The following is a 21,708-nucleotide window of genomic DNA, read 5'->3' as shown; positions in this document are numbered from 1 at the left end:
GAGACCATGATAGATTTTGGGACAATTGCAACCGCGATGGTAACACCGTTTGATATAAACGGGAATATCGATTTTGCAAAGACAACGAAATTGGTAAATTATTTAATTGATAACGGTACAACAGCAATCGTGGTAGGAGGAACGACAGGAGAATCTCCTACATTAACTTCAGAAGAGAAAGTAGCGTTATATCGCCATGTCGTATCTGTTGTCGATAAAAGAGTGCCCGTAATCGCTGGAACAGGTAGCAATAATACGCATGCTTCTATTGACTTAACTAAAAAGGCAACAGAAGTTGGTGTGGATGCAGTAATGCTAGTAGCACCGTATTATAACAAACCGAGTCAAGAAGGAATGTATCAGCATTTTAAAGCAATTGCTGAAAGTACGCCGCTTCCGGTTATGCTATATAACGTTCCAGGACGATCTATTGTACAAATCTCCGTTGATACAGTTGTTCGTTTATCAGAAATAGAAAACATTGTTGCTATTAAAGATGCCGGCGGCGATGTGTTAACAATGACAGAAATCATTGAAAAAACAGCGGACGACTTTGCGGTATACAGCGGTGATGACGGTTTAACGTTACCAGCTATGGCAGTTGGAGCGAAAGGTATCGTTTCGGTAGCATCTCATGTTATCGGAAACGAAATGCAAGAAATGATTACAGCATTTCAAGCAGGAGAATTTAAGAAGGCACAAAAATTACATCAATTACTTGTAAGAGTAACTGATTCATTATTTATGGCGCCAAGTCCAACTCCAGTAAAAACAGCGTTACAAATGGTTGGATTAGATGTGGGCTCTGTACGTTTACCACTTCTTCCATTAAAAGAAGAAGAAAGAGTAACGTTACAATCTGTAATGCAATCTATCCCTCGTTAATAAAAAATGACCTAGTGTAGAACTAGGTCATTTTTTATTATATGCAAATCTTTTCCTCTTTTTCTCACCTATATGTGTTTTTATAAGAACATTAATCGCTTCTTCATTATGTGTATAAGAAAATAATCGTACCCCTTTAACCGAGTCAAAAAATGATAGATATTATGGAATAAACGCAATAAACTACGGTGTCTGTTTTTAGAGAAATCCCCTCAAATGTGACGTAATTCATAAAAAAACTCCATTTTGTGAGTGTTTTTGTTGGATTCTAGAAAAATAAATCTTGAAACTCCCTATTATGAAATGAATTTAGCGTATGTATGGCTAGTTCTTCAAAATAATATGGAGTATAAAATCGAAGTAAATATAAAGGAAATACGTTCGATACTTTTGTTGTCATTCCGTTCTTTTACTCTTTCTTTCGCACGATTTAACTTGTGTTCTATTTCTTGTATCAGGTATAATATGGCTAAGTAGCTTAGTACGGGTATGCTTAGCAAAATTGGGAAAAATTATAATTTAATTAAATTTTCATATCATATCGAATAAGATATTTGATTTATATAATGAAAGAGAGGTGAAACCTGGTTTAAAAAATAAACAAGGACATGATATCGCATAACGGTAAGGACATTCGTCTTGGACGGTGAAAATATGGTGGTTGTAGAGTTTCCCCTGGTGTCTCTGCAATTTTAGTGAAATCAGTGTTTGCAAGATTTTTAAACCAGGCAACAACATGAAGAGAAAAGAGAATGAGTCTGTTAAAGTATTTGCTCTTGGTGGAGTAGGTGAAATCGGGAAAAACATGTACTGTGTTGAAATTGATTCTGAAATCTTTATCGTAGATGCAGGGTTAATGTTCCCGGGAGATGAAATGTTTGGAATTGATATCGTTATTCCTGATATTACATATTTAGTGGAAAATCAAGAGCGAGTAAAAGGTTTATTTATTACTCACGGTCATGAAGATCATATTGGTGGAATTGTGTATGTACTTCGTAAATTATCTATTCCAGTCTATGCAACGAAATTAACAGTAGGACTTATACAAGAAAAACTTGGTGAAGCGGGCATGTTAGGCCGTGTAGACCTAAAAACAATCGATTCAAATTCAACAGTAGAATTTAACACTACAACGGTGTCATTCTTCGGAACGACACATAGTATTCCGGATTCTGTTGGCGTTTGTTTCCATACATCAAAAGGTGCAGTCGTATATACGGGAGACTTTAAATTCGATCAAACTCCAATTGGAAATAGTGGAGCAGACCTTGGGAAAATGGCGCAAATCGGAAATGAAGGCGTACTTTGCTTATTATCTGATAGTACAAACGCAGAGCGCCCAGGTTATACAGGTTCAGAAAAAGAAGTTGGTGTAGAAATCTCTAAAGTGTTCTACGGCGCAGAAGGTCGTATTATCGTTGCTTCATTTGCATCGAATGTACATCGTATTCAACAAGTATTTGATGCAGCTGCTGAAACAGGGCGAAAAGTAGCGGTAGTAGGACGTAGTATGGTGAAAGTAGTAGACATTGCAAGACGTCTTGGTTATTTAGATGTTCCAGAAGGTATGGTTATTTCATTACAAGAAGTAGACAACTTTCCAGAGAAAAAGGTAGCTATTTTAACGACAGGTAGTCAAGGTGAACCGATGGCTGCTCTATCAAGAATGGCAAAACAAGCACATAAACAAATTTCAATTCGTAAAGGTGATACTGTTATCATTGCTGCTTCGCCAATTCCGGGTAATGAAATATCTGTATCAAAAATTATTGATTTGTTATTTAGAGCTGGAGCTGAAGTTGTTTATTACGGCGAAAGAAAAGTTCACGTTTCAGGTCACGGTAGCCAAGAAGAATTAAAATTAATGTTAAATTTAATGAAACCAAAGTACTTTGTACCCGTACATGGTGAGTTCCGTATGCAAAAAGCACATGCATATTTAGCTGAAGATGTAGGTATTACAAGAGAAAATATCTTTATCGTAGAAAAAGGCGATGTAATTGCTTTTGGTGACGATGAAGCGAACTTAGTCGGTAAAGTACAAGCTGGTAATGTTTTAATTGATGGATTAGGTGTAGGTGACGTTGGTAATATCGTTCTTCGAGATAGAAAGATGTTATCTCAAGATGGAATACTAGTAGTTGTTGTAACGCTTGGTAAAGATGAAAAGAAAATTATCTCTGGTCCAGAAATCATTTCACGTGGTTTCGTATATGTTCGTGAATCAGAAGCGTTAATTGAACGTTCTACAGAGATTGTACGTATGATTGTTGAGCAGTCAATTAAAGAATATTCAATTGAATGGTCAATGTTAAAACAAAATATTCGTGAATTATTAGGACAGTTCTTGTACGAAGAGACAAAGAGAAAACCTATGATTTTACCGATTATTATGGAAGTATAAAAAAGATCACCCTTATGGGTGATTTTTTTTCTTTTTAACCCTATCGAATGAAATTTATAACTTAAGAAATAATAGTTATATACGAGTGAAAGGGGATGCGAAATGACAGAACGTGATCGATATACAAATGAAGAAAAAGAAGCTGAGCCAAAAGAAGCTGGAAAAGAGGCTTCAATAGTCGAAAAAATTCAACAGCTTGGACAGACAAATGTACCACAGATGAATGAATCACGTATTCATTGTTTAACGATTATCGGACAAGTGGAAGGTCATGTTCAATTACCACCGCAAAATAAAACAACAAAATACGAGCATATCATTCCGCAAATTGTTGCGATTGAACAAAATCCGAAAATTGAAGGTTTGCTTTTAATATTAAATACGGTTGGAGGTGACGTTGAAGCTGGGCTAGCAATTTCTGAAATGGTAGCTTCACTTTCAAAACCAACAGTATCTCTAGTTTTAGGTGGGGGGCATTCCATCGGTGTACCGATTGCTGTTTCTACTGACTATTCGTTTATTGCGGAAACTGCGACGATGACAATTCATCCAATTCGTTTAACAGGTCTTGTCATAGGTGTGCCACAAACATTTGAGTATTTGGATAAGATGCAAGAAAGAGTCATTCGTTTTGTGACGAAGCACTCAAAAGTAACAGAAGATCGTTTTAAAGAGCTTATGTTTGCGAAAGGGAATTTAACGCGAGATATTGGGACGAATGTAATTGGTGGGGATGCAGTAAAGTACGGTCTTATAGATGATGTTGGCGGTATTGGAAATGCGATTCGAAAATTAAACGAATTAATAGATGTTCGCGCGGAAGATAGTACAGAAGGGACAATGCTACAATGATTTTATATACAATTATGCCAGAGCAACTTGTGTATCCGGCCGATTATTCACAATGTGAAAGTCAAAAAGTTGTAAATATAAATGGTGTGGAATTAATGGTTTCTGAAGAGGAACATGGATGTTATTCTATTGTACGTGTGCTAAGTACGGACCCACTTCACTATTTAGAGTTTGAGCCCGGTCAGAAAATAACCTTTTAGCAAAAAGAAGGATTTTGTTTAGAAGCTATGGTATAATATAAAAAACAAGACGGTTGAGCAGCCATGAGTAGGCTGCTTTCTTCTGTTTATTTAGCATTTTACAAGAAGTGTAAAAATAGAAGATATAAAGACCTGAAAAATAGAGAAAACAGACATATAAATAGAGCATTTTGAGGGGAGCTTTACTTATATGTAGAACACGAGGTGAAGAAATGGCAAAACAAAAGCAAAGAGGGACGAAGGCAAAGGCAAGACGTACGATAAAGCCAACTTTGTATTATGAAATCGTCGGTTTAACTCTTTTTGCACTTTCAATCATTACGATTTTACAGCTAGGCGTTGTAGGAAAATCGTTTGTGTTATTTTTTCGCTTCTTCTTTGGTGAGTGGTACATAATTGGTGTGTTAGGTGTAATAGCTTTATCGGTTTCCTTTGTTATAAAACGCGGATGGCCGAACCTTTTAAATAAACGATTAATTGGATTTTATTTAATTGTATTGGCGATATTAATGTTTAGTCATATTACATTATTTAACCTTCTTACAAAAGATGGAGCAGTGCAAAATACTTCTGTTATTGTGAGTACGAAAGATAACTTCTTTCTTGAAATGAAAAAGGGGCCAGATAGCGTTCATTTAGGTGGTGGTATGTTTGGTGCGCTTATGTTCGCAACATGTTACTTCTTATTTGACGAAGTAGGAGCTTATATCATTGGTATTATTCTAGTTATTCTCGGTATACTTTGTATAACAAATAAGCATATTGGAGAAGTGTTAGCTCCAGTTGGTAGAATTCTTAGAAGTCAGTTTCAAGTGATGCAAGGGGATTATAAAGATTGGAGAGCTAAAAGAACGGCTGAACAAACAGAAAAGAAAAAAACAACAAGAAGCACAAGAAGCAAACGTGCTGCAGAACAAGAAGAAATTATTGAACCGATGGAAGAAATCTCAATTGATCCTCCGATTATTTCGAATTTCACTGAGAATTATCCTGTAAATGAAGAAGAGGATAAACGAATCGAAGTAGAGGAAGAAGATTTGATCACTTCACCGTTTATTGAAGAGACTCCGCCAATTGAAGAACCAAAGAAAAAGCGTGGAGAAAAAATTGTTGAATCGTTAGAGAGTGAAGCGCAAGCACCTCCTATGCAATTTTCAAATGTAGAAAATAAAGATTACAAGCTTCCTTCACTTGATATATTAAAATTTCCAAAGAATAAGCAAGTTACAAATGAAAATGCGGAAATTTATGAGAATGCTCGTAAATTAGAACGTACATTCCAAAGTTTCGGAGTGAAAGCGAAAGTAACAAAAGTACATAGAGGTCCTGCAGTTACAAAATATGAAGTGTATCCTGATATGGGGGTAAAGGTAAGCAAAATTGTCAGTTTAAGTGATGATTTAGCCCTTGCTTTAGCTGCAAAGGACATTCGTATTGAAGCGCCAATTCCCGGGAAATCAGCTGTAGGGATCGAAGTTCCGAACTCAGAAGTTTCGATGGTAACACTGAGGGAAGTTCTTGATTCTAAGGCTAATAACCATCCGGAAGAGAAGTTGTTAATTGGTCTTGGCCGAGATATTACAGGTGAAGCTGTATTAGCCCGTCTAAATAAAATGCCCCATTTACTCGTAGCTGGTGCGACAGGTAGCGGGAAAAGTGTATGTATTAACGGTATTATTGTTAGTATTTTAATGCGTGCAAAACCACATGAAGTAAAATTAATGATGATTGACCCGAAAATGGTAGAGTTAAATGTATATAACGGTGTGCCTCATTTGTTAACGCCAGTTGTAACTGATCCGAAAAAAGCATCGCAAGCATTGAAAAAAGTTGTGAGTGAAATGGAACGTCGTTATGAATTGTTTGCTCATAGTGGTACACGTAACATTGAAGGATACAACGATTATATAAAAGAGCATAATAGTCAATCAGAAGCGAAACAACCCGAATTACCTTATATTGTAGTAATTGTGGACGAGTTAGCAGATTTAATGATGGTTGCTTCGTCTGATGTAGAGGATGCGATTATGCGTCTAGCGCAAATGGCTCGTGCTGCTGGTATTCATTTAATTATTGCAACGCAACGTCCGTCAGTTGACGTTATTACGGGTGTTATTAAAGCAAATATTCCATCACGTATTGCATTCGCTGTATCTTCTCAAACAGATTCTCGTACAATTCTTGACGGTGGTGGTGCAGAGAAGCTACTAGGTCGTGGAGACATGCTGTTTATACCAATTGGTGCATCGAAACCTGTACGTGTACAAGGCGCATTTTTATCAGATGATGAAGTTGAGAGAGTTGTAGAATATGTTATTGGACAGCAAAAAGCACAATATCAAGAAGATATGATTCCGCAAGATGTTCCTGATACGAAGCAGGAAGTAGAAGATGAATTATATGATGAAGCGGTTCAACTTGTAGTGGAAATGCAAACAGCATCTGTTTCTATGTTACAACGTAGGTTTAGAGTAGGTTATACGCGAGCTGCTCGCCTAATTGATGCAATGGAAATGAATGGTGTAGTAGGTCCGTATGAAGGTAGTAAACCGAGAGAAGTGCTCATTAATGATGTACAAGAAAAAAGTTCTTAAAAAAAGCCTAATTGTTTTTACAATTAGGCTTTTTTATATAGTGTTTTTGTTATATACTATACTCAGTAATAAAGAAAGGGCTTACATTTAGGGTCGCTCTTTAGAATACGAATACTTTGAGTATGTTTTATGTAAATGTTCGATATTTAATGCAGAAAAATGTTAGATTTTGTTGACACGTATGAGAGCAAGTGGTAAGATTACTTCGAAAAGAATCACTGCCTCATATAATCTTGGAGATAAGGTCCATAAGTTTCTACCTGGCAACCATGAATTGCTAGACTATGAGGGGAAAAGTGTGTAACAAAGGATGTAAAGGATCTTTGTGCCGAACTTTTTCTCGAAATGAGGAATGTTTATGGTGCAAAGTTTTTTTTATGCAATAAAGAGTGAAAATTTTATTTAAAAAAATTATTATTATTTATTCGACAATTATACTTATTTTGGTGGATAGTCATTTGTACTATGTTGTAAGTTGAAAAAAGAGAAAAGAAGTCTTACATCAGAGGTCGAATAATTGAAATGCGGGGGAGTCTTATGTCAGTAAAATCCGATAGTCGTCACCTATATCTACGGGTGATTGATCACATCAAAGAAAAAATTAAAGATGGGGCGTATAAAGAACGACAAAAGTTACCATCAGAGTTTGATTTAGCGAAAGAACTTGGCGTAAGTAGAGCGACTTTAAGGGAAGCGTTGCGTATTTTAGAAGAAGAAAATGTTGTCATTCGTAGACATGGTGTAGGGACATTTGTAAATGCAAAGCCATTATTTTCTTCTGGAATAGAACAACTTTCTAGTATTACAGATATGATTTCTAGTGTGGGGAAAACACCAGGAACAATCTTTTTATCATCATCTACTACAACTTTAACAGAAGAGGAAAAAGAGAAGTTTAATAGTGAAGATGGTTTTAATGCAGTGATGATTGAACGCGTGCGTACAGCAGATGGGGAACCTGTTGTGTATTGTATCGATAAACTTGCAAAAGAAATATTGCCAGATTTATCGGGTTACAATGAGGAATCATTATTAACGGTGATACATAATAACACACATAAGCGCATAACATATGCGGTTGCTCACATTGAGCCAATTGGCTATCACCCTAAAATTTCACCGATTTTAGAATGTGAGCCTGAAACAGCACTGCTTGTATTAAAACAAATGCACTATGATCAAAATGATGAGCCAATCTTATATTCTATCAATTACTTTAGAGCTGATAAATTTAGCTTCCACGTATTAAGAAAGCGTATGTAGGTAAATTCCTTTTTAGGGAGGTGACAGCAAGAAGTAAGGAACAGCAGCGTAAGAATAAATATATATCATTTTTGGAGGGGTTTCTAGTATGAAGAAAAAAGCAGGCCTTTTATTATCATTAACATTAGCAGCAAGTACAGTTTTAGGTGCATGTGGTAACTCGGATAAGGCGAGCAGTGACAAGAAAGACACGAAAGACAATAAAGACTTCAAGGTTGGTCTCGTAACGGATGTTGGGGGCGTTGATGATAAGTCATTTAACCAATCTTCTTGGGAAGGGTTACAAAAGTTTGGTAAAGATAATGGTTTAAAAGAAAAGACAAATTATCGTTACCTTCAGTCTGAAAAAGAAGCTGATTATATTCCAAATTTAAAAAAATTCTCGAAAGATAAATATGATTTAACATTCGGAATTGGTTATAAATTAGAGGGTGCAATTAAAGAAGTAGCAAAAGAATCGTCAAAACAACAATTTGCAATCGTAGATACTGTTGTAGATGCACCGAACGTAACGAGCATTACGTTTAAAGATCATGAAGGATCATTCCTTGTAGGTGCGGTAGCAGCTATGTCAACAAAATCAAATAAAGTAGGATTTGTTGGTGGAATGAAAAGTGATTTAATTAGTAAATTTGAAAATGGATTTAAAGCTGGTGCAAAGGCAGTAAATCCAAACATTGAAATCGTATCTGAATATGCAGAAGCATTCGATAAGCCTGAAAAAGGTACAGTTCTTGCTTCAGCAATGTATGGTCAAGGCGTAGACGTAATTTATCATGCTGCTGGTGGTACAGGTAACGGTGTGTTCACAGAAGCGAAAAACCGTAAGAAAAAAGGTGAAAATGTTTGGGTAATCGGTGTTGACCGTGACCAACATCAAGAAGGTATGCCTGAAAATGTAACATTAACTTCAATGATTAAACGTGTTGATGTAGCAGTAGAAAAAGTAGCTAAAGAAGCAAAAGATGGGAATTTAAAAGGTGGGAAAATTGAAGAGTTTGGCTTAAAAGATGACGGTATTGGTATTTCAAAAACAACTGATAACGTGAAAAAAGTTAACCCTGAAATTTTAACAAAAGTAGAAGAGCTTGAAAAGAAAATTACAGCCGGTGAAATTAAAGTGCCAGCTACAGATAAAGAGTATAAAGAATACGAAGCTTCTCTAAAAAAATAAATAGAGAAATAGCAAAGGTTAGTTCATAGAACTAACCTTTGTATGTATAAAACTTCCGAATTGCTTAATAAGTTAATAGTGTAATAGGGAATGTTCCCTGTTAAAAGGAGGAACACAATGGAATACGTAATTGAGATGAATAACATTACGAAAGTATTCCCAGGCATTGTAGCGAATGATGATATTACGCTGCAAGTAAAGCAGGGTGAGATACATGCTTTACTTGGAGAAAATGGTGCAGGGAAATCCACATTGATGAATGTACTATTTGGTTTGTACCAACCAGAGCAGGGTGAAATTAAAATTAAAGGTAAACCTGTAAAAATCACAAATCCGAATATAGCAAATGACCTTGGTATTGGAATGGTCCATCAACACTTTATGCTTGTTCATAATTTTACAGTTACAGAGAATATTATTCTCGGAAATGAACCGAAGAAAAAAGGGAAAATTGCTGTTGAGGATGCTGCTAAAGAAATTCAAAAACTGTCTGAACAATATGGTTTGGCTGTAGATCCATATGCGAAAATACAGGATATTTCAGTTGGTATGCAACAGCGTGTTGAGATTTTGAAAACTCTTTACCGCGGTGCAGAAATTTTAATATTTGATGAACCGACAGCTGTGTTAACACCACAAGAAATTCATGAGCTAATTCAAATTATGAAAAAGCTTGTACAAGAAGGAAAATCTATTGTTCTTATTACACATAAGTTGAAAGAAATTATGGAAGTTTGCGATCGTTGTACGATTATTCGTAAAGGAAAAGGGATTGGAACGGTTGACGTTGCAAATACGGATGAAAATAAACTTGCAGAATTAATGGTCGGACGTCAAGTGAATTTTAAAACAGAAAAAATAGACGCGAAGCCAAAAGAAGAGGTACTTTCAATTGCAAACCTTGTTGTTCACGATGCACGTCAACTACCTGCTGTAAAAGGCCTTGACTTAACTGTTCGTGCGGGGGAAATTGTTGGGATTGCAGGGATTGATGGAAACGGACAAAGTGAATTAATAGAAGCGATTACTGGTTTACGAAAAGTTGAGTCAGGTTCTATTGCAATTAAAGGAAAAGAAATAACAAATTGGCCTGTTAGAAGAATAACAGAAGAAGGAATTGGTCATATTCCAGAAGATCGTCATAAACACGGACTCGTTCTTGATTTTTCTGTTAGAGATAATATAGTTCTTCAAACGTACTATAAAAATCCGTTTTCAAAGAAAGGGATTTTAAATTTCAGCAAAATTACAGAAAAAGCAAAGGCTCTTATTGAACAGTTTGATGTACGTACACCTAGTGAGCAAACGTTAGCACGCGCTCTATCTGGGGGGAATCAACAAAAAGCAATTATTGCACGTGAAGTAGACCGAAATCCAGATTTATTAATTGCGGCACAGCCAACACGTGGTTTAGATGTAGGAGCAATTGAATTTATTCATAAGAGATTAATAGAGCAAAGGGATAAAGGAAAAGGTGTATTACTTTTATCATTAGAGTTAGATGAAATCTTAAATGTTAGCGATCGAATTGCTGTTATTTATGAAGGGGAAATTGTAGCAATAGTTGATGCGAAAGAAACGAATGAACAACAGCTTGGATTGTTAATGGCTGGAGGAACAAAGAAGGAGCAGGTGGGTACAAATGGCTAAAAAGCTTTTAACAGAACGAACGATAAATATTTTAGTCCCAGTACTATCCGTTATTTTCGGCTTACTTGTAGGAGCGATTGTAATGCTAGTTAGTGGCTATGATCCAATTGTTGGTTATAGTGCACTTTGGACAGGAATGTTCGGCAGCGCAAGTGCGATTGGTGAAACGCTCCGTACAATGATACCGCTTATTCTTGCTGGCTTATCGGTGGCGTTTGCATTTCGTACAGGTTTATTTAATATCGGGGTAGAGGGTCAATTGTTAGTTGGTTGGCTTGCAGCGGTTTGGTTCGGTTATGCAGTCTCACTACCAGCGTTCCTTCATATTCCATTATCGATTTTATTTGCCGCATTGGTGGGCGGAATTTGGGGCTTCATTCCGGGATATTTAAAAGGGAAGTTTCAAGTGAATGAAGTTATTGTAACTATTATGATGAACTATATTGCGTTGTATGTAACGTATGACATCATTAAGCGTTTCTTACATGCGGGTAATGACAAAACGTATGATATTAAAGAGAGTGCGTCACTATCTTCAGACTGGCTTGCTTCTATTACTGATGGTTCACGTCTACACTGGGGAATTATTATAGCAATTTTAATCGCTATTTTAATGTGGTTCTTATTAGATCGAACAACTTTAGGTTACGAATTAAAGTCTGTAGGATTTAATCAGCATGCTTCTCAATATGCAGGTATGAAAGTTTCTCGTAATGTAGTATTCTCTATGACAATTGCTGGTGCATTTGCGGGGATTGGTGGAGCGATGGAAGGATTAGGGACATTCCAGAGTATGACAGCGATGTCTTCGTTTACAGGAGTAGGATTTGATGGGATTGCCGTAGCATTACTTGGAGGGAATAATCCGTTTGGTATAATCCTTTCAGCTTTATTATTTGGTGGTTTGAAAAGTGCTTCCCCTCAAATGAACTTTGAGGCAGATGTACCGTCAGAGCTTATTAATGTAATTATTGCATGTATCATCTTCTTTGTTGCATGTAGTTATGTGTTAAGATGGGCGCTTACACGCATGAGCAAGGAGGGGAAATAAATGAGCTTTTTAGATATATTAGCCATTCTTGTGACGGGTACGTTATATACATCGGCACCTATCATTTTCACAGCACTAGGTGGTGTATTTAGTGAACGATCGGGTGTTGTAAATATCGGATTAGAAGGACTAATGCTATTTGGTGCATTTATTGGAGTTGTTACAAACTTATTGATGGGTGATACTTGGGGAACGATGACTCCATGGATTGCGTTATTATTTGCGGCAATTGGTAGTGGATTATTTGCATTACTTCATGCGGTAGCTTCTATTACATTCCGAGCAGATCAAGTTGTAAGTGGTGTAGCCATTAACTTCTTATCTCTTGGTTTAACAGTATTTGCAATTAAGAAGATTTTTGATAAAGGGCAGACTGACTTTATTCAGTATCGTATTGAAAAGATTGATATTCCAGGCCTTTCGGATATTCCGGTTTTAGGGAAAATATTTTTCTCGAACGTACCAATAACGTCGTATATTGCCATTATTTTAGCATTCGTTGTTTGGTATGTTATTTATAAAACACCGTTCGGTCTTCGTCTACGTGCTGTTGGTGAACACCCAATGGCAGCGGATACGATGGGGATTAATGTATATAAAATGCGTTATATTGGAGTCTGTATTTCAGGAGTGTTTGCTGGAATTGGTGGAGCGATTTTTGCAATGTCAATTTCTAATAACTTCTCAGGGGCAACTATTACAGGACAAGGTTTCTTAGCTTTAGCTGCTATGATTTTTGGGAAGTGGAATCCACTAGGCGCATTAGGTGCAGCTCTATTCTTTGGTTTTGCGCAATCTCTAAGTGTAACGGGCGGAACAATTCCTGTATTAGATCAAATTCCAAGTGTTTTATTAACGATATTACCATATGTATTCACAATATTAGCGCTTGTTGGTTTTGTAGGTCGTTCTGAAGCTCCGAAAGCATTAGGAACTCCTTATGAAAAAGGAAAACGATAAGTATTTTATAAGTATAAAAAAGCTCGCACATTAGTGTGGGCTTTTTTACATAGAATATATTTAATACGGAATTTTACTATGTTCCTTACATATTAAAGTTTTTAGAAAGAATCATATGTAAGCATAATAAGGGAGAAAAGTTGATTTTTTATTTCTAAAAACTGTATATTGAAGAGGAATATTCCTATATACGTAAAGGAGGGCTATAAATGAAACTAATGGAACAACAACTACATGAGTTAGATGGTTTGCGCGTACATATTATTCCGACTGATAAATATAAAACGAATACCTTTGTATTTCGTTTTAAAGCGCCTTTAAATGAGGAGACGGTGACAGAGCGTGCCCTATTGCCATACGTATTGCAAAGTGCGACAGAAAAATTACCTTCTGTAATTCGTCTTCGTCAATATTTAGAAGAATTATACGGATCTTCTTTAGCGGTAGATGTAAGTAAAAAAGGGGAAGACCATATTATCTCCATTTATGTAGACATTGCAAATGAATTTTACTTACATGATGCACCACCGTTATTTGAAAAAGCGCTTTCTATGTTGTCAGATATTGTGTTACATCCAGCAACGGAGGGCAACGGTTTCCTATCTTCTATCGTAGAAAGTGAAAAAAGAGCACTGTTACAGAGAATTGAAGCTACTTATGACGATAAAATGCGTTATGCAAACGAGCGTTTAATTGAAGAAATGTGCAAAGTAGAACCGTATCGTTTAAGTGCAAATGGAAAAAAAGAGAGTGTTATGTCTATTACAAATGAAAGTCTGTATCAATATTATCAAAAGGTGTTAGCGGAAGATGAAATGGATCTATATATTATTGGTGATATTTCAGAAAACGCCGTTGATCTTGTAAGTAAGTATTTTTCTATTTCAGCTCGTCCAGTGAGAGAAAGAAATGTACTCCTTCATAGACGAAATAATGAAGAAAAAGAAGTTGTTGAAAAACAAGAATTAAAACAAAGTAAATTACACATCGGTTATCGTACATTTGTCACATATAAAGATGAAGATTATTTTGCATTGCAATTGTTCAATGGATTGTTTGGTGGCTTTTCTCATTCGAAGTTATTCGTAAATGTGCGTGAAAAAAATAGTTTAGCGTACTATGCAGCATCGCGCTTTGAAAGTCATAAAGGTTTATTATTTGTTATGTCAGGAATTGAAGCGAAAAATTATGAAAAAGCAGTTGAGATTATTAAAGAACAAATGCTTGCGATGCAAAACGGAGAGTTTTCTGAAGAAGAAATACATCAAACAAAAAGTGTCATCCAAAATCAAATATTAGAGGCAATTGATACACCACGTGGCTTTGTAGAAATGCTATATCATGGTATTATTTCAGATCGTACACGTCCAGTTGAAGAATGGCTTACAGGTATAGAAAGTGTGACAAAAGAAGAAATTGTAAAAGTTGCTAAAAATATTGAACTAGATACAATTTACTTTTTACAAGGAACGGAGGGAGAGTAAATGGAGAAAATTGTTTATGAGCAATTAAAAGAAACACTCTATTATGAAAAACTTCCTAACGGATTAGATGTATATGTTTTACCGAAACAAGGATTTAATAAAACATTTGCGACGTTTACGACGAAATATGGTTCTGTAGATAATACATTTGTACCATTAGGGAAAGAAGAAATGATTCGTGTGCCAGATGGGATTGCACATTTTCTTGAGCATAAATTATTTGAAAAAGAAGATCACGATGCTTTCCAATTGTTTAGTAAACAAGGAGCATCGGCAAATGCTTTTACATCCTTCACACGAACAGCTTACCTTTTTTCAGGTACTTCAAACGTAGAACAAAATTTAAATACATTGCTAAACTTCGTACAAGAGCCCTATTTCTCTGAAAAAACGGTTGAAAAAGAGAAGGGGATTATTGGGCAAGAAATTCAAATGTATCAAGATAACCCAGATTGGCGTTTGTACTTTGGGTTAATTGATAGCTTATTTGTAAAACACCCAATTAAAATTGATATTGCGGGGACAATCGAATCTATTAGTAAAATTACGAAAGATTTATTATATGAATGTTATGAAACATTTTATCATCCGAGCAATATGTTATTATTTGTTGTGGGTGCAATTGATCCAGAGAAAACAATGGATTTAGTACGTGAAAATCAAGCGAAAAAAGATTATAAAAACCAGCCAGAAATTGTGCGTTCATTTGAAGAAGAACCAAATGAGGTAAATGAAAAGAAAAAAATTATTTCAATGCCTGTGCAAACGCCGAAATGTTTAGTTGGTATTAAAGCGACTAATTTAAAAGAAAAGGGGCAAGCGCTTTTAAAACAAGAAATTGCGCTTACGTTACTTTTAGATTATTTATTTGGAAAAAGTTCGGTTCATTACGAAGCTTTATATAATGAAGGACTTATTGATGATTCATTCTCGTATGACTATACAGAAGAAAATAACTTCGGTTTTGCAATGGTTGGTGGTGATACGAAACAACCTGATGAATTGGCAGATCGTTTAAAAGATATTTTATTAAAAACAGATTATGATCAATTAGATGCGGCGGCATTAGAACGAGTGAAGAAAAAGAAAATTGGTGGTTTTTTACGCTCTTTAAATTCACCAGAATATATTGCAAATCAATTTACACGATACGCGTTTAATGAATCTAGCCTATTTGATGCATTGACTGTATTAGAAGGACTAACCGTTCAAGACTTACAAGAAGTAGCGGGATTATTGTTATCAGAAGAAAAAATGAGTGTTTGTCAGGTGTTACCGAAAAAATAAAATTTTAAAGATACCCTCATCTTATCATTGAAAAATTGTAAGATGAGGGTATTATTTAGTTGTGTGAAAATTGAAGTTGTAGAGATAAGAGAGGGAATTTATGAAAAAGTATGCGTTAGTAACTGGAGGGAGCGGAGGGATTGGCTCTGCTATTTCGAAACAATTAATTCAAGATGGATATACAGTTTATGTTCATTACAATAACAGTGAAGAAAAGGTATTGGAATTGCAGAAGGCATGGGGAGAAGTTATCCCTGTTCAAGCTAATTTAGCTTCTAGTGATGGAGCAGAACGATTGTGGGGACAAATTGAACATCCTATTGATGTTATTGTATACGCAGCGGGGAAGAGTATTTTTGGATTAGTAACAGATGTAACAAACGATGAATTGGATTATATGGTAGAACTTCAAGTGAAGAACGTATATAAATTACTTTCTATGGCACTTCCGCCTATGATCGGGAGAAGAAGTGGTAATATTGTAATTGTTTCATCTATATGGGGACAAATAGGGGCTTCTTGTGAAGTACTTTATTCAATGGTAAAAGGGGCGCAAAATTCATATGTGAAAGCTTTAGCGAAAGAAGTTTCTTTAAGTGGATTACGTGTGAATGCAGTAGCACCAGGAGCAATTGAAACGGAAATGTTAAGTGTTTTTTCTGAAGAAGATAAAATGGGAATTGCTGAAGATATACCATTAGGTAGAATAGGATTACCAGAAGAAGTAGCGAAAACAGTTTCATTTCTCGTATCACCAGGAGCGTCTTACATAACTGGACAAATTATCGGAGTGAATGGCGGTTGGCACTGCTAAAAAATTCTTACATAAAAAATGAATAGTTGCACAAATTAAGGATGATTTTATTACTCAATAGTGAGGTGCTTAATTATGTCAGTATTAGATAATTTTGATCAGTGGAAGAGCTTTTTAGGAGAACGTTTAGAGCAAGCGCAAGACAAAGGTTTAGATGGCGGTGCGGTATCAGATATGGCATTTCGTGTTGGCGACTATCTTGCTAATGAAGTAGAAGGACGCAATGACCAAGAGAAATTATTAGCTGAGCTTTGGAAAGTTGCTGATGAACAGGAGCAACATACAATTGCAAATTTAATGGTTAAGTTCGTACAACATAAGTAAAAGTAGAGAGGAGATTCTCCTCTCTACTTTTTTTGTATAATAATTACACAGGATAGATTATACATTTAGCTTCCCTATTAGGGTGAAATCATATAATATAGTACGTAGGTGTAAAGTAAGCAAGGGGAGTGATCTTGGATGATTGAATGGTATTTTGAATATGAAATACATAAAAACCGACCTGGCTTGCTTGGTGACGTTTCTTCGTTAATCGGTATGCTCGGCATTAATATTGTCACAATTAATGGTGTAGATAATGCACGACGTGGGTTACTCCTCATGTGTGATAATCAAGAGCAAATCTCTAGACTTGAATCAATTTTAAATACGATGGATAACATAACGGTAACGAAATATCGTCCGCCCAAGCTAAGAGATAAGCTAGCGGTTAGGCATGGTAGGTATATACAACGAGATGCAGATGATAAGAAAACATTTCGATTTGTGCGTGATGAATTAGGCTTACTTGTAGACTTTATGGCAGAAATCATGAAAAAAGAAGGCCATAAACTAATTGGGATACGCGGAATGCCTCGTGTCGGAAAAACAGAATCCATTGTTGCTGCAAGTGTTTGTGCAAATAAAAGGTGGTTATTTGTATCATCTACTCTTATTAAGCAAACTGTTCGCAGTCAATTAATTGAAGATGAGTATAGCGATGACAATATTTTCATCCTAGATGGAATTGTGTCAACGAAGCGTGCTAACGAAAGACATTGGCAGCTCGTTCGTGAAATTATGAGATTGCCTGCAACGAAAGTTGTGGAACATCCTGATGTATTTGTGAGTCAGTCAGAATACACATTGGATGATTTTGATTATATTATCGAGTTGCGTAACGATTATGATGAAGAAATTCAATATAATTTAGTAGATGAAATTGAGCAAGGTACGCAAAATAATTTCTCTATGTTTGACTTTTAAAGAAATATTGAGGTGTTAGTAGTGACGGAATTGGGACAAAAGCTGAAAGAAGCAAGAGAAGCGAAAGGCTTGTCTATTGATCAGCTGCATGAGATTACAAAAATTCAAAAACGCCATTTAGTGGCAATTGAAGAAGGCAATTATGATGTATTGCCAGGAGCTTTTTATGCGCGTGCATTCATTAAACAATACGCAGATGCGGTTGGATTAAATGGAGAGGAACTGCTTGTAGAACATCAGAGTACGATACCACAATCTGAAAAGCGTGAAGTTCCACAAGTATCAACGGGACAAAAAACACAAGAAACAATGCAAAAATCTTCATCATGGCCAATTGCAGATCACATGCCGAAAATCTTAGTTGCGCTGTTAGTTATCGCAGTTGGAGTGGTAATCTGGTTTGTGTTTCAAGCGTTAACTGGAAAAGATGATGAAAAAGTTCCAAGCGCTCAAAGTGAGAAAATTGAAGTTCAAAAAGCGAAAGATTCTCCGTTAGATACGAAGAAAGATGAAGTGAAAGCGGAAGAGCCAAAAAAAGAGGAACCAAAGAAAGAAGAACCAAAGAAAGAAGAACCAAAGAAAGAGGAGCAACCAGCACAACCAATTGGACAGCAAGAAGTGAAAGTAGTTGGAACAACTGGAAAGGTATCTACTTTGGAAATTCATAATAATAAAACATTAGAACTGGAAATTTCAGCTAAGGGTACAAGTTATGTAGATGTTAAGGATGATGCGGGTAACGAAATTCTAAACACTACAGTACAAAGCGGTCAAACAGAGAAACGCGATGTATCAACATTAAAAGAAGTACGACTTAATATTGGAAGTGCACCGAATGTTGAAATTAAACTGAATGGCCAAGTGCTTGCTTTCCCGTTAGATCCACAAAAAGAATATCACCAAAGATTGGTGATTAAAAACCAAGGGATAGAGCAACCAGCACAATAACAGTCATCGCTTCGATGACTTTTTTTCGATGAACAAATGTTTTTGATATGATGGAGGAATAGCTGTGAATTTACCAAATAAAATTACAATATCTAGAATCTTCTTAATTCCAATTTTTATGGTAATTATGTTAGCGCCCTTTGATTGGGGTTCATACAAAATTGGTGATGTTGATTTGCCAATTCAACATTTAGTGGGGGCACTTATCTTTATCATTGCTTCAGCTACAGATTGGATTGATGGACATTACGCAAGAAAGTATAATCTTGTAACGAATTTAGGGAAGTTTCTTGACCCGTTAGCTGATAAATTGCTTGTTTCGGCAGCACTTATTACATTGGTAGAGATGCAATATGTACCGGCTTGGATTGTTATTGTAATTATCAGTCGTGAGTTTGCTGTAACAGGTTTACGTCTTGTACTTGCTGGAACAGGGGAAGTAGTTGCAGCAAATCAGCTAGGAAAAATTAAGACATGGACACAAATTATTGCGATTGCAGCATATTTATTACACGATGTACCTTTAAATTTAATCCATATTCCAGTTGCGGATATCTTCATATGGATTGCATTAATCTTTACTGTTATTTCAGGATGGGATTATTTCTGGAAAAATAGAGCTGCTTTTGTAAACTCAAAATAGAAGTTTATGGGGGAATTGGGATGAATGCTGAGATTATTGCGGTTGGAACTGAATTATTACTTGGACAAATTGCAAATACAAACGCCCAGTTTTTATCTGAAAAGTTAGCTTCAATCGGAATTAACGTGTACTATCATACTGTTGTTGGTGATAATAATAAGCGACTGCAAAAGGCGATTGCAGCTGCGGAAGAACGTGCTGATATACTTATTTTTACAGGTGGATTAGGACCGACAAAAGATGATTTAACGAAAGAAACGATAGCTGCTAGTTTAGATGAAGAGCTTGTGTATGATGAAAAGGCATTAGCCTTAATAAGTAATTACTTTAAGCGTACAGGCCGTGAATTTACGGAGAATAATAAAAAGCAAGCGCTCGTTTTAAATGGAGCAACAGTATTTGCAAATAACCACGGTATGGCGCCAGGTATGGGGGTAAATAAGAACGGAAAAGTTTATATTTTATTACCAGGGCCGCCAAAAGAAATGAAACCAATGTATGTAAGTTATGTAGAGCCTTTTTTACGTAATTTTACAACAGGAGAAAACATTTATTCTCGTGTGCTTCGTTTCTTTGGTATTGGGGAGTCCCAATTAGAGGTGAAAGTGCAAGATTTAATTGATGGACAAACAAACCCAACAATTGCCCCATTAGCAAATGATGGAGAAGTGACATTACGTTTAACCGCTAAGCATGAAAATGTTAGGGAAGCGGAGAAACTAATTCAACATGTGGAAGATTTGATTTTAGAAAGAGTAGGAGAATTTTTCTACGGATATGACCAAGAATTTTTGCATTATAAGGCAATCGAGTTATTGAAGAGAAAAGGGTTAACTTTAGCGTGTGCAGAAAGTTTAACAGGTGGTCTTTTTGGAAATCAAGTAACTGAAAACGCTGGTGTTTCTTCTGTATTTAAAGGCGGTGTCATTTGTTATCATAATGATGTGAAGCAACATGTTTTACGTGTGCCTGAAGAAGTATTGCATACTGATGGTGCAGTTAGTAAAGAATGTGCTCGTTATCTTGCTGAAAATGTTAAGGATGTACTAAAAGCGGATATCGGAATTAGTTTCACTGGGGTAGCAGGGCCAGATGCTTCAGAACAGAAAGAACCAGGAACAGTATTTGTTGGGCTTTCGATTAAGGATGAACCAACTGTAGTCTTTCCTCTTAATTTAAGCGGAAGTCGTCAACAAATTAGAGAACGAACAGCAAAATATGGATTTTATCATTTATATAAAAAGCTAGAAGAGATATAAGTTTCTTCTAGTTTTTTTTACGGTTAAATTTAGATATTATTTGATAGAAAATAAAAAAATCGAATAAATGTTCGATTTTTGTTGGCAAATTGAATTGAAAATAGGTATAATAAGATTAGCAATTCAGTTAAGGAGGAATTTTGAATGAGTGATCGTCAAGCGGCGTTAGATATGGCGTTAAAACAAATAGAGAAGCAATTCGGTAAAGGTTCAATTATGAAATTAGGAGAACAAGCAGAGCGTAGAGTTTCTACGGTTTCTAGTGGTTCTTTAGCACTTGATGTGGCACTAGGAGTAGGCGGATATCCACGTGGCCGTATTATCGAAATTTACGGACCTGAAAGTTCAGGTAAAACGACAGTTTCATTACATGCAATTGCAGAAGTACAACGTCAAGGTGGACAAGCAGCATTCATCGATGCGGAGCACGCAATGGATCCTGTATATGCACAAAAATTAGGCGTTAACATAGATGAATTACTATTATCACAGCCTGATACAGGGGAACAAGGATTAGAAATCGCGGAAGCACTTGTACGAAGTGGTGCGGTTGACATTATCGTAATTGACTCTGTAGCAGCTCTTGTACCGAAAGCAGAGATTGAAGGCGACATGGGTGACTCACACGTAGGTTTACAAGCACGTTTAATGTCACAAGCACTTCGTAAGCTTTCAGGAGCAATCAACAAATCAAAAACAATTGCAATCTTTATTAACCAAATTCGTGAAAAAGTTGGGGTTATGTTCGGAAATCAACTACAAGTTGCTTAATCGAAAAGATTAAGGAGTTTACCATGGGTTTCCCTTGCTAGTGATAGCATGTTAAAAAACCTTGTGAACCTTATTGCCTAAGGGTGTAACTATCCATATAGTTGCTAACGGTGAAGCCCACCATTATTTAGGGTAATACCGTGCCAAGCTCCATAGTGATATGGGGAAGGTGTAGAGACTACCGAAAAGGACTTTTAGTTAACTGAGTAGGGTACGGC

At 36.1% G+C, this 21,708-nt stretch carries 18 protein-coding genes, 1 pseudogene and 1 riboswitch; all 19 genes and pseudogenes read left to right on the top strand.

The genetic code is table 11. The annotated features are described in order from the left end of the window. The first annotated feature begins 6 nt into the window (after positions 1–6). Positions 7–885 (top strand): 4-hydroxy-tetrahydrodipicolinate synthase, encoded by an 879-nt coding sequence (dapA, locus tag MKY21_RS19020; protein WP_341077167.1) that lies wholly within the window; start codon positions 7–9, stop codon positions 883–885. Positions 886–1,621: 736 nt separating this feature from the next. Then, positions 1,622–3,292 (top strand): ribonuclease J, encoded by a 1,671-nt coding sequence (locus MKY21_RS19015; protein WP_000823096.1) that lies wholly within the window; start codon positions 1,622–1,624, stop codon positions 3,290–3,292. 102 nt (positions 3,293–3,394) lie between these two features. Then, positions 3,395–4,144 carry a translocation-enhancing protein TepA gene (gene tepA, locus MKY21_RS19010; RefSeq protein WP_000139806.1) on the top strand — a complete coding sequence of 250 codons (750 nt, stop codon included), beginning with the start codon at positions 3,395–3,397 and terminating at the stop codon, positions 4,142–4,144. After that, entirely contained in the window at positions 4,141–4,344 is a 204-nt protein-coding gene (locus tag MKY21_RS19005; protein ID WP_000605020.1) for a YlzJ-like family protein, read from the top strand. Before tepA ends, MKY21_RS19005 begins: the two co-directional genes overlap by 4 nt. Before the next feature lie 212 nt (positions 4,345–4,556). Then, positions 4,557–6,938 carry a DNA translocase FtsK gene (locus MKY21_RS19000; protein ID WP_001118776.1) on the top strand — a complete coding sequence of 794 codons (2,382 nt, stop codon included), beginning with the start codon at positions 4,557–4,559 and terminating at the stop codon, positions 6,936–6,938. A 203-nt stretch (positions 6,939–7,141) separates the two neighbouring features. Next, positions 7,142–7,243: riboswitch (purine riboswitch) on the top strand. A 232-nt stretch (positions 7,244–7,475) separates the two neighbouring features. Further along, positions 7,476–8,201 carry a GntR family transcriptional regulator gene (locus MKY21_RS18995; RefSeq protein ID WP_000114182.1) on the top strand — a complete coding sequence of 242 codons (726 nt, stop codon included), beginning with the start codon at positions 7,476–7,478 and terminating at the stop codon, positions 8,199–8,201. Between the two features lie 88 nt (positions 8,202–8,289). Then, positions 8,290–9,375, top strand: coding sequence for a BMP family lipoprotein (locus MKY21_RS18990; protein ID WP_000725771.1), 1,086 nt, complete (start codon positions 8,290–8,292; stop codon positions 9,373–9,375). A gap of 117 nt (positions 9,376–9,492) precedes the next feature. Next, a complete protein-coding gene (locus tag MKY21_RS18985) occupies positions 9,493–11,025 on the top strand; it encodes an ABC transporter ATP-binding protein (protein WP_000456907.1) in 1,533 nt (510 codons plus the stop codon). After that, positions 11,018–12,076 (top strand): ABC transporter permease, encoded by a 1,059-nt coding sequence (locus tag MKY21_RS18980; protein ID WP_086392607.1) that lies wholly within the window; start codon positions 11,018–11,020, stop codon positions 12,074–12,076. Before MKY21_RS18985 ends, MKY21_RS18980 begins: the two co-directional genes overlap by 8 nt. Further along, positions 12,077–13,036: an ABC transporter permease gene (locus MKY21_RS18975; RefSeq protein WP_000008857.1), complete on the top strand. Its 960-nt coding sequence runs from the start codon at positions 12,077–12,079 to the stop codon at positions 13,034–13,036. Between the two features lie 209 nt (positions 13,037–13,245). Beyond that, positions 13,246–14,520, top strand: coding sequence for an EF-P 5-aminopentanol modification-associated protein YfmF (gene yfmF, locus MKY21_RS18970; RefSeq protein ID WP_000772404.1), 1,275 nt, complete (start codon positions 13,246–13,248; stop codon positions 14,518–14,520). Further along, positions 14,521–15,807, top strand: coding sequence for an EF-P 5-aminopentanol modification-associated protein YfmH (gene yfmH, locus MKY21_RS18965; RefSeq protein WP_000411983.1), 1,287 nt, complete (start codon positions 14,521–14,523; stop codon positions 15,805–15,807). Between the two features lie 100 nt (positions 15,808–15,907). Continuing rightward, positions 15,908–16,621 (top strand): elongation factor P 5-aminopentanone reductase, encoded by a 714-nt coding sequence (ymfI, locus tag MKY21_RS18960; RefSeq protein WP_000759607.1) that lies wholly within the window; start codon positions 15,908–15,910, stop codon positions 16,619–16,621. A 75-nt stretch (positions 16,622–16,696) separates the two neighbouring features. Further along, the gene (locus MKY21_RS18955) at positions 16,697–16,945 is read left to right on the top strand and encodes a DUF3243 domain-containing protein (RefSeq protein WP_000114450.1); all 249 of its coding nucleotides are present in this window, start codon (positions 16,697–16,699) and stop codon (positions 16,943–16,945) included. A gap of 138 nt (positions 16,946–17,083) precedes the next feature. Further along, positions 17,084–17,869, top strand: coding sequence for a DUF3388 domain-containing protein (locus tag MKY21_RS18950; RefSeq protein ID WP_000574107.1), 786 nt, complete (start codon positions 17,084–17,086; stop codon positions 17,867–17,869). Between the two features lie 21 nt (positions 17,870–17,890). Then, positions 17,891–18,817: a helix-turn-helix domain-containing protein gene (locus MKY21_RS18945; protein ID WP_341077162.1), complete on the top strand. Its 927-nt coding sequence runs from the start codon at positions 17,891–17,893 to the stop codon at positions 18,815–18,817. Positions 18,818–18,881: 64 nt separating this feature from the next. Then, positions 18,882–19,460 carry a CDP-diacylglycerol--glycerol-3-phosphate 3-phosphatidyltransferase gene (gene pgsA, locus MKY21_RS18940; protein WP_001052967.1) on the top strand — a complete coding sequence of 193 codons (579 nt, stop codon included), beginning with the start codon at positions 18,882–18,884 and terminating at the stop codon, positions 19,458–19,460. Positions 19,461–19,480: 20 nt separating this feature from the next. Then, the gene (locus MKY21_RS18935) at positions 19,481–20,719 is read left to right on the top strand and encodes a competence/damage-inducible protein A (protein ID WP_016118518.1); all 1,239 of its coding nucleotides are present in this window, start codon (positions 19,481–19,483) and stop codon (positions 20,717–20,719) included. A gap of 144 nt (positions 20,720–20,863) precedes the next feature. Further along, a pseudogene (recA, locus tag MKY21_RS18930) lies at positions 20,864–21,472 on the top strand (recombinase RecA); the annotation flags it as partial. Positions 21,473–21,708 lie beyond the last annotated feature (236 nt).

This window comes from Bacillus sp. FSL R9-9497, assembly GCF_038005805.1.
Classification (GTDB): Bacteria; Bacillota; Bacilli; order Bacillales; family Bacillaceae_G; genus Bacillus_A; species Bacillus_A cereus.
The sequence above is the reverse complement of the archived record's forward strand: the minus strand, read 5'-3'. Positions and strand labels throughout refer to the sequence as shown.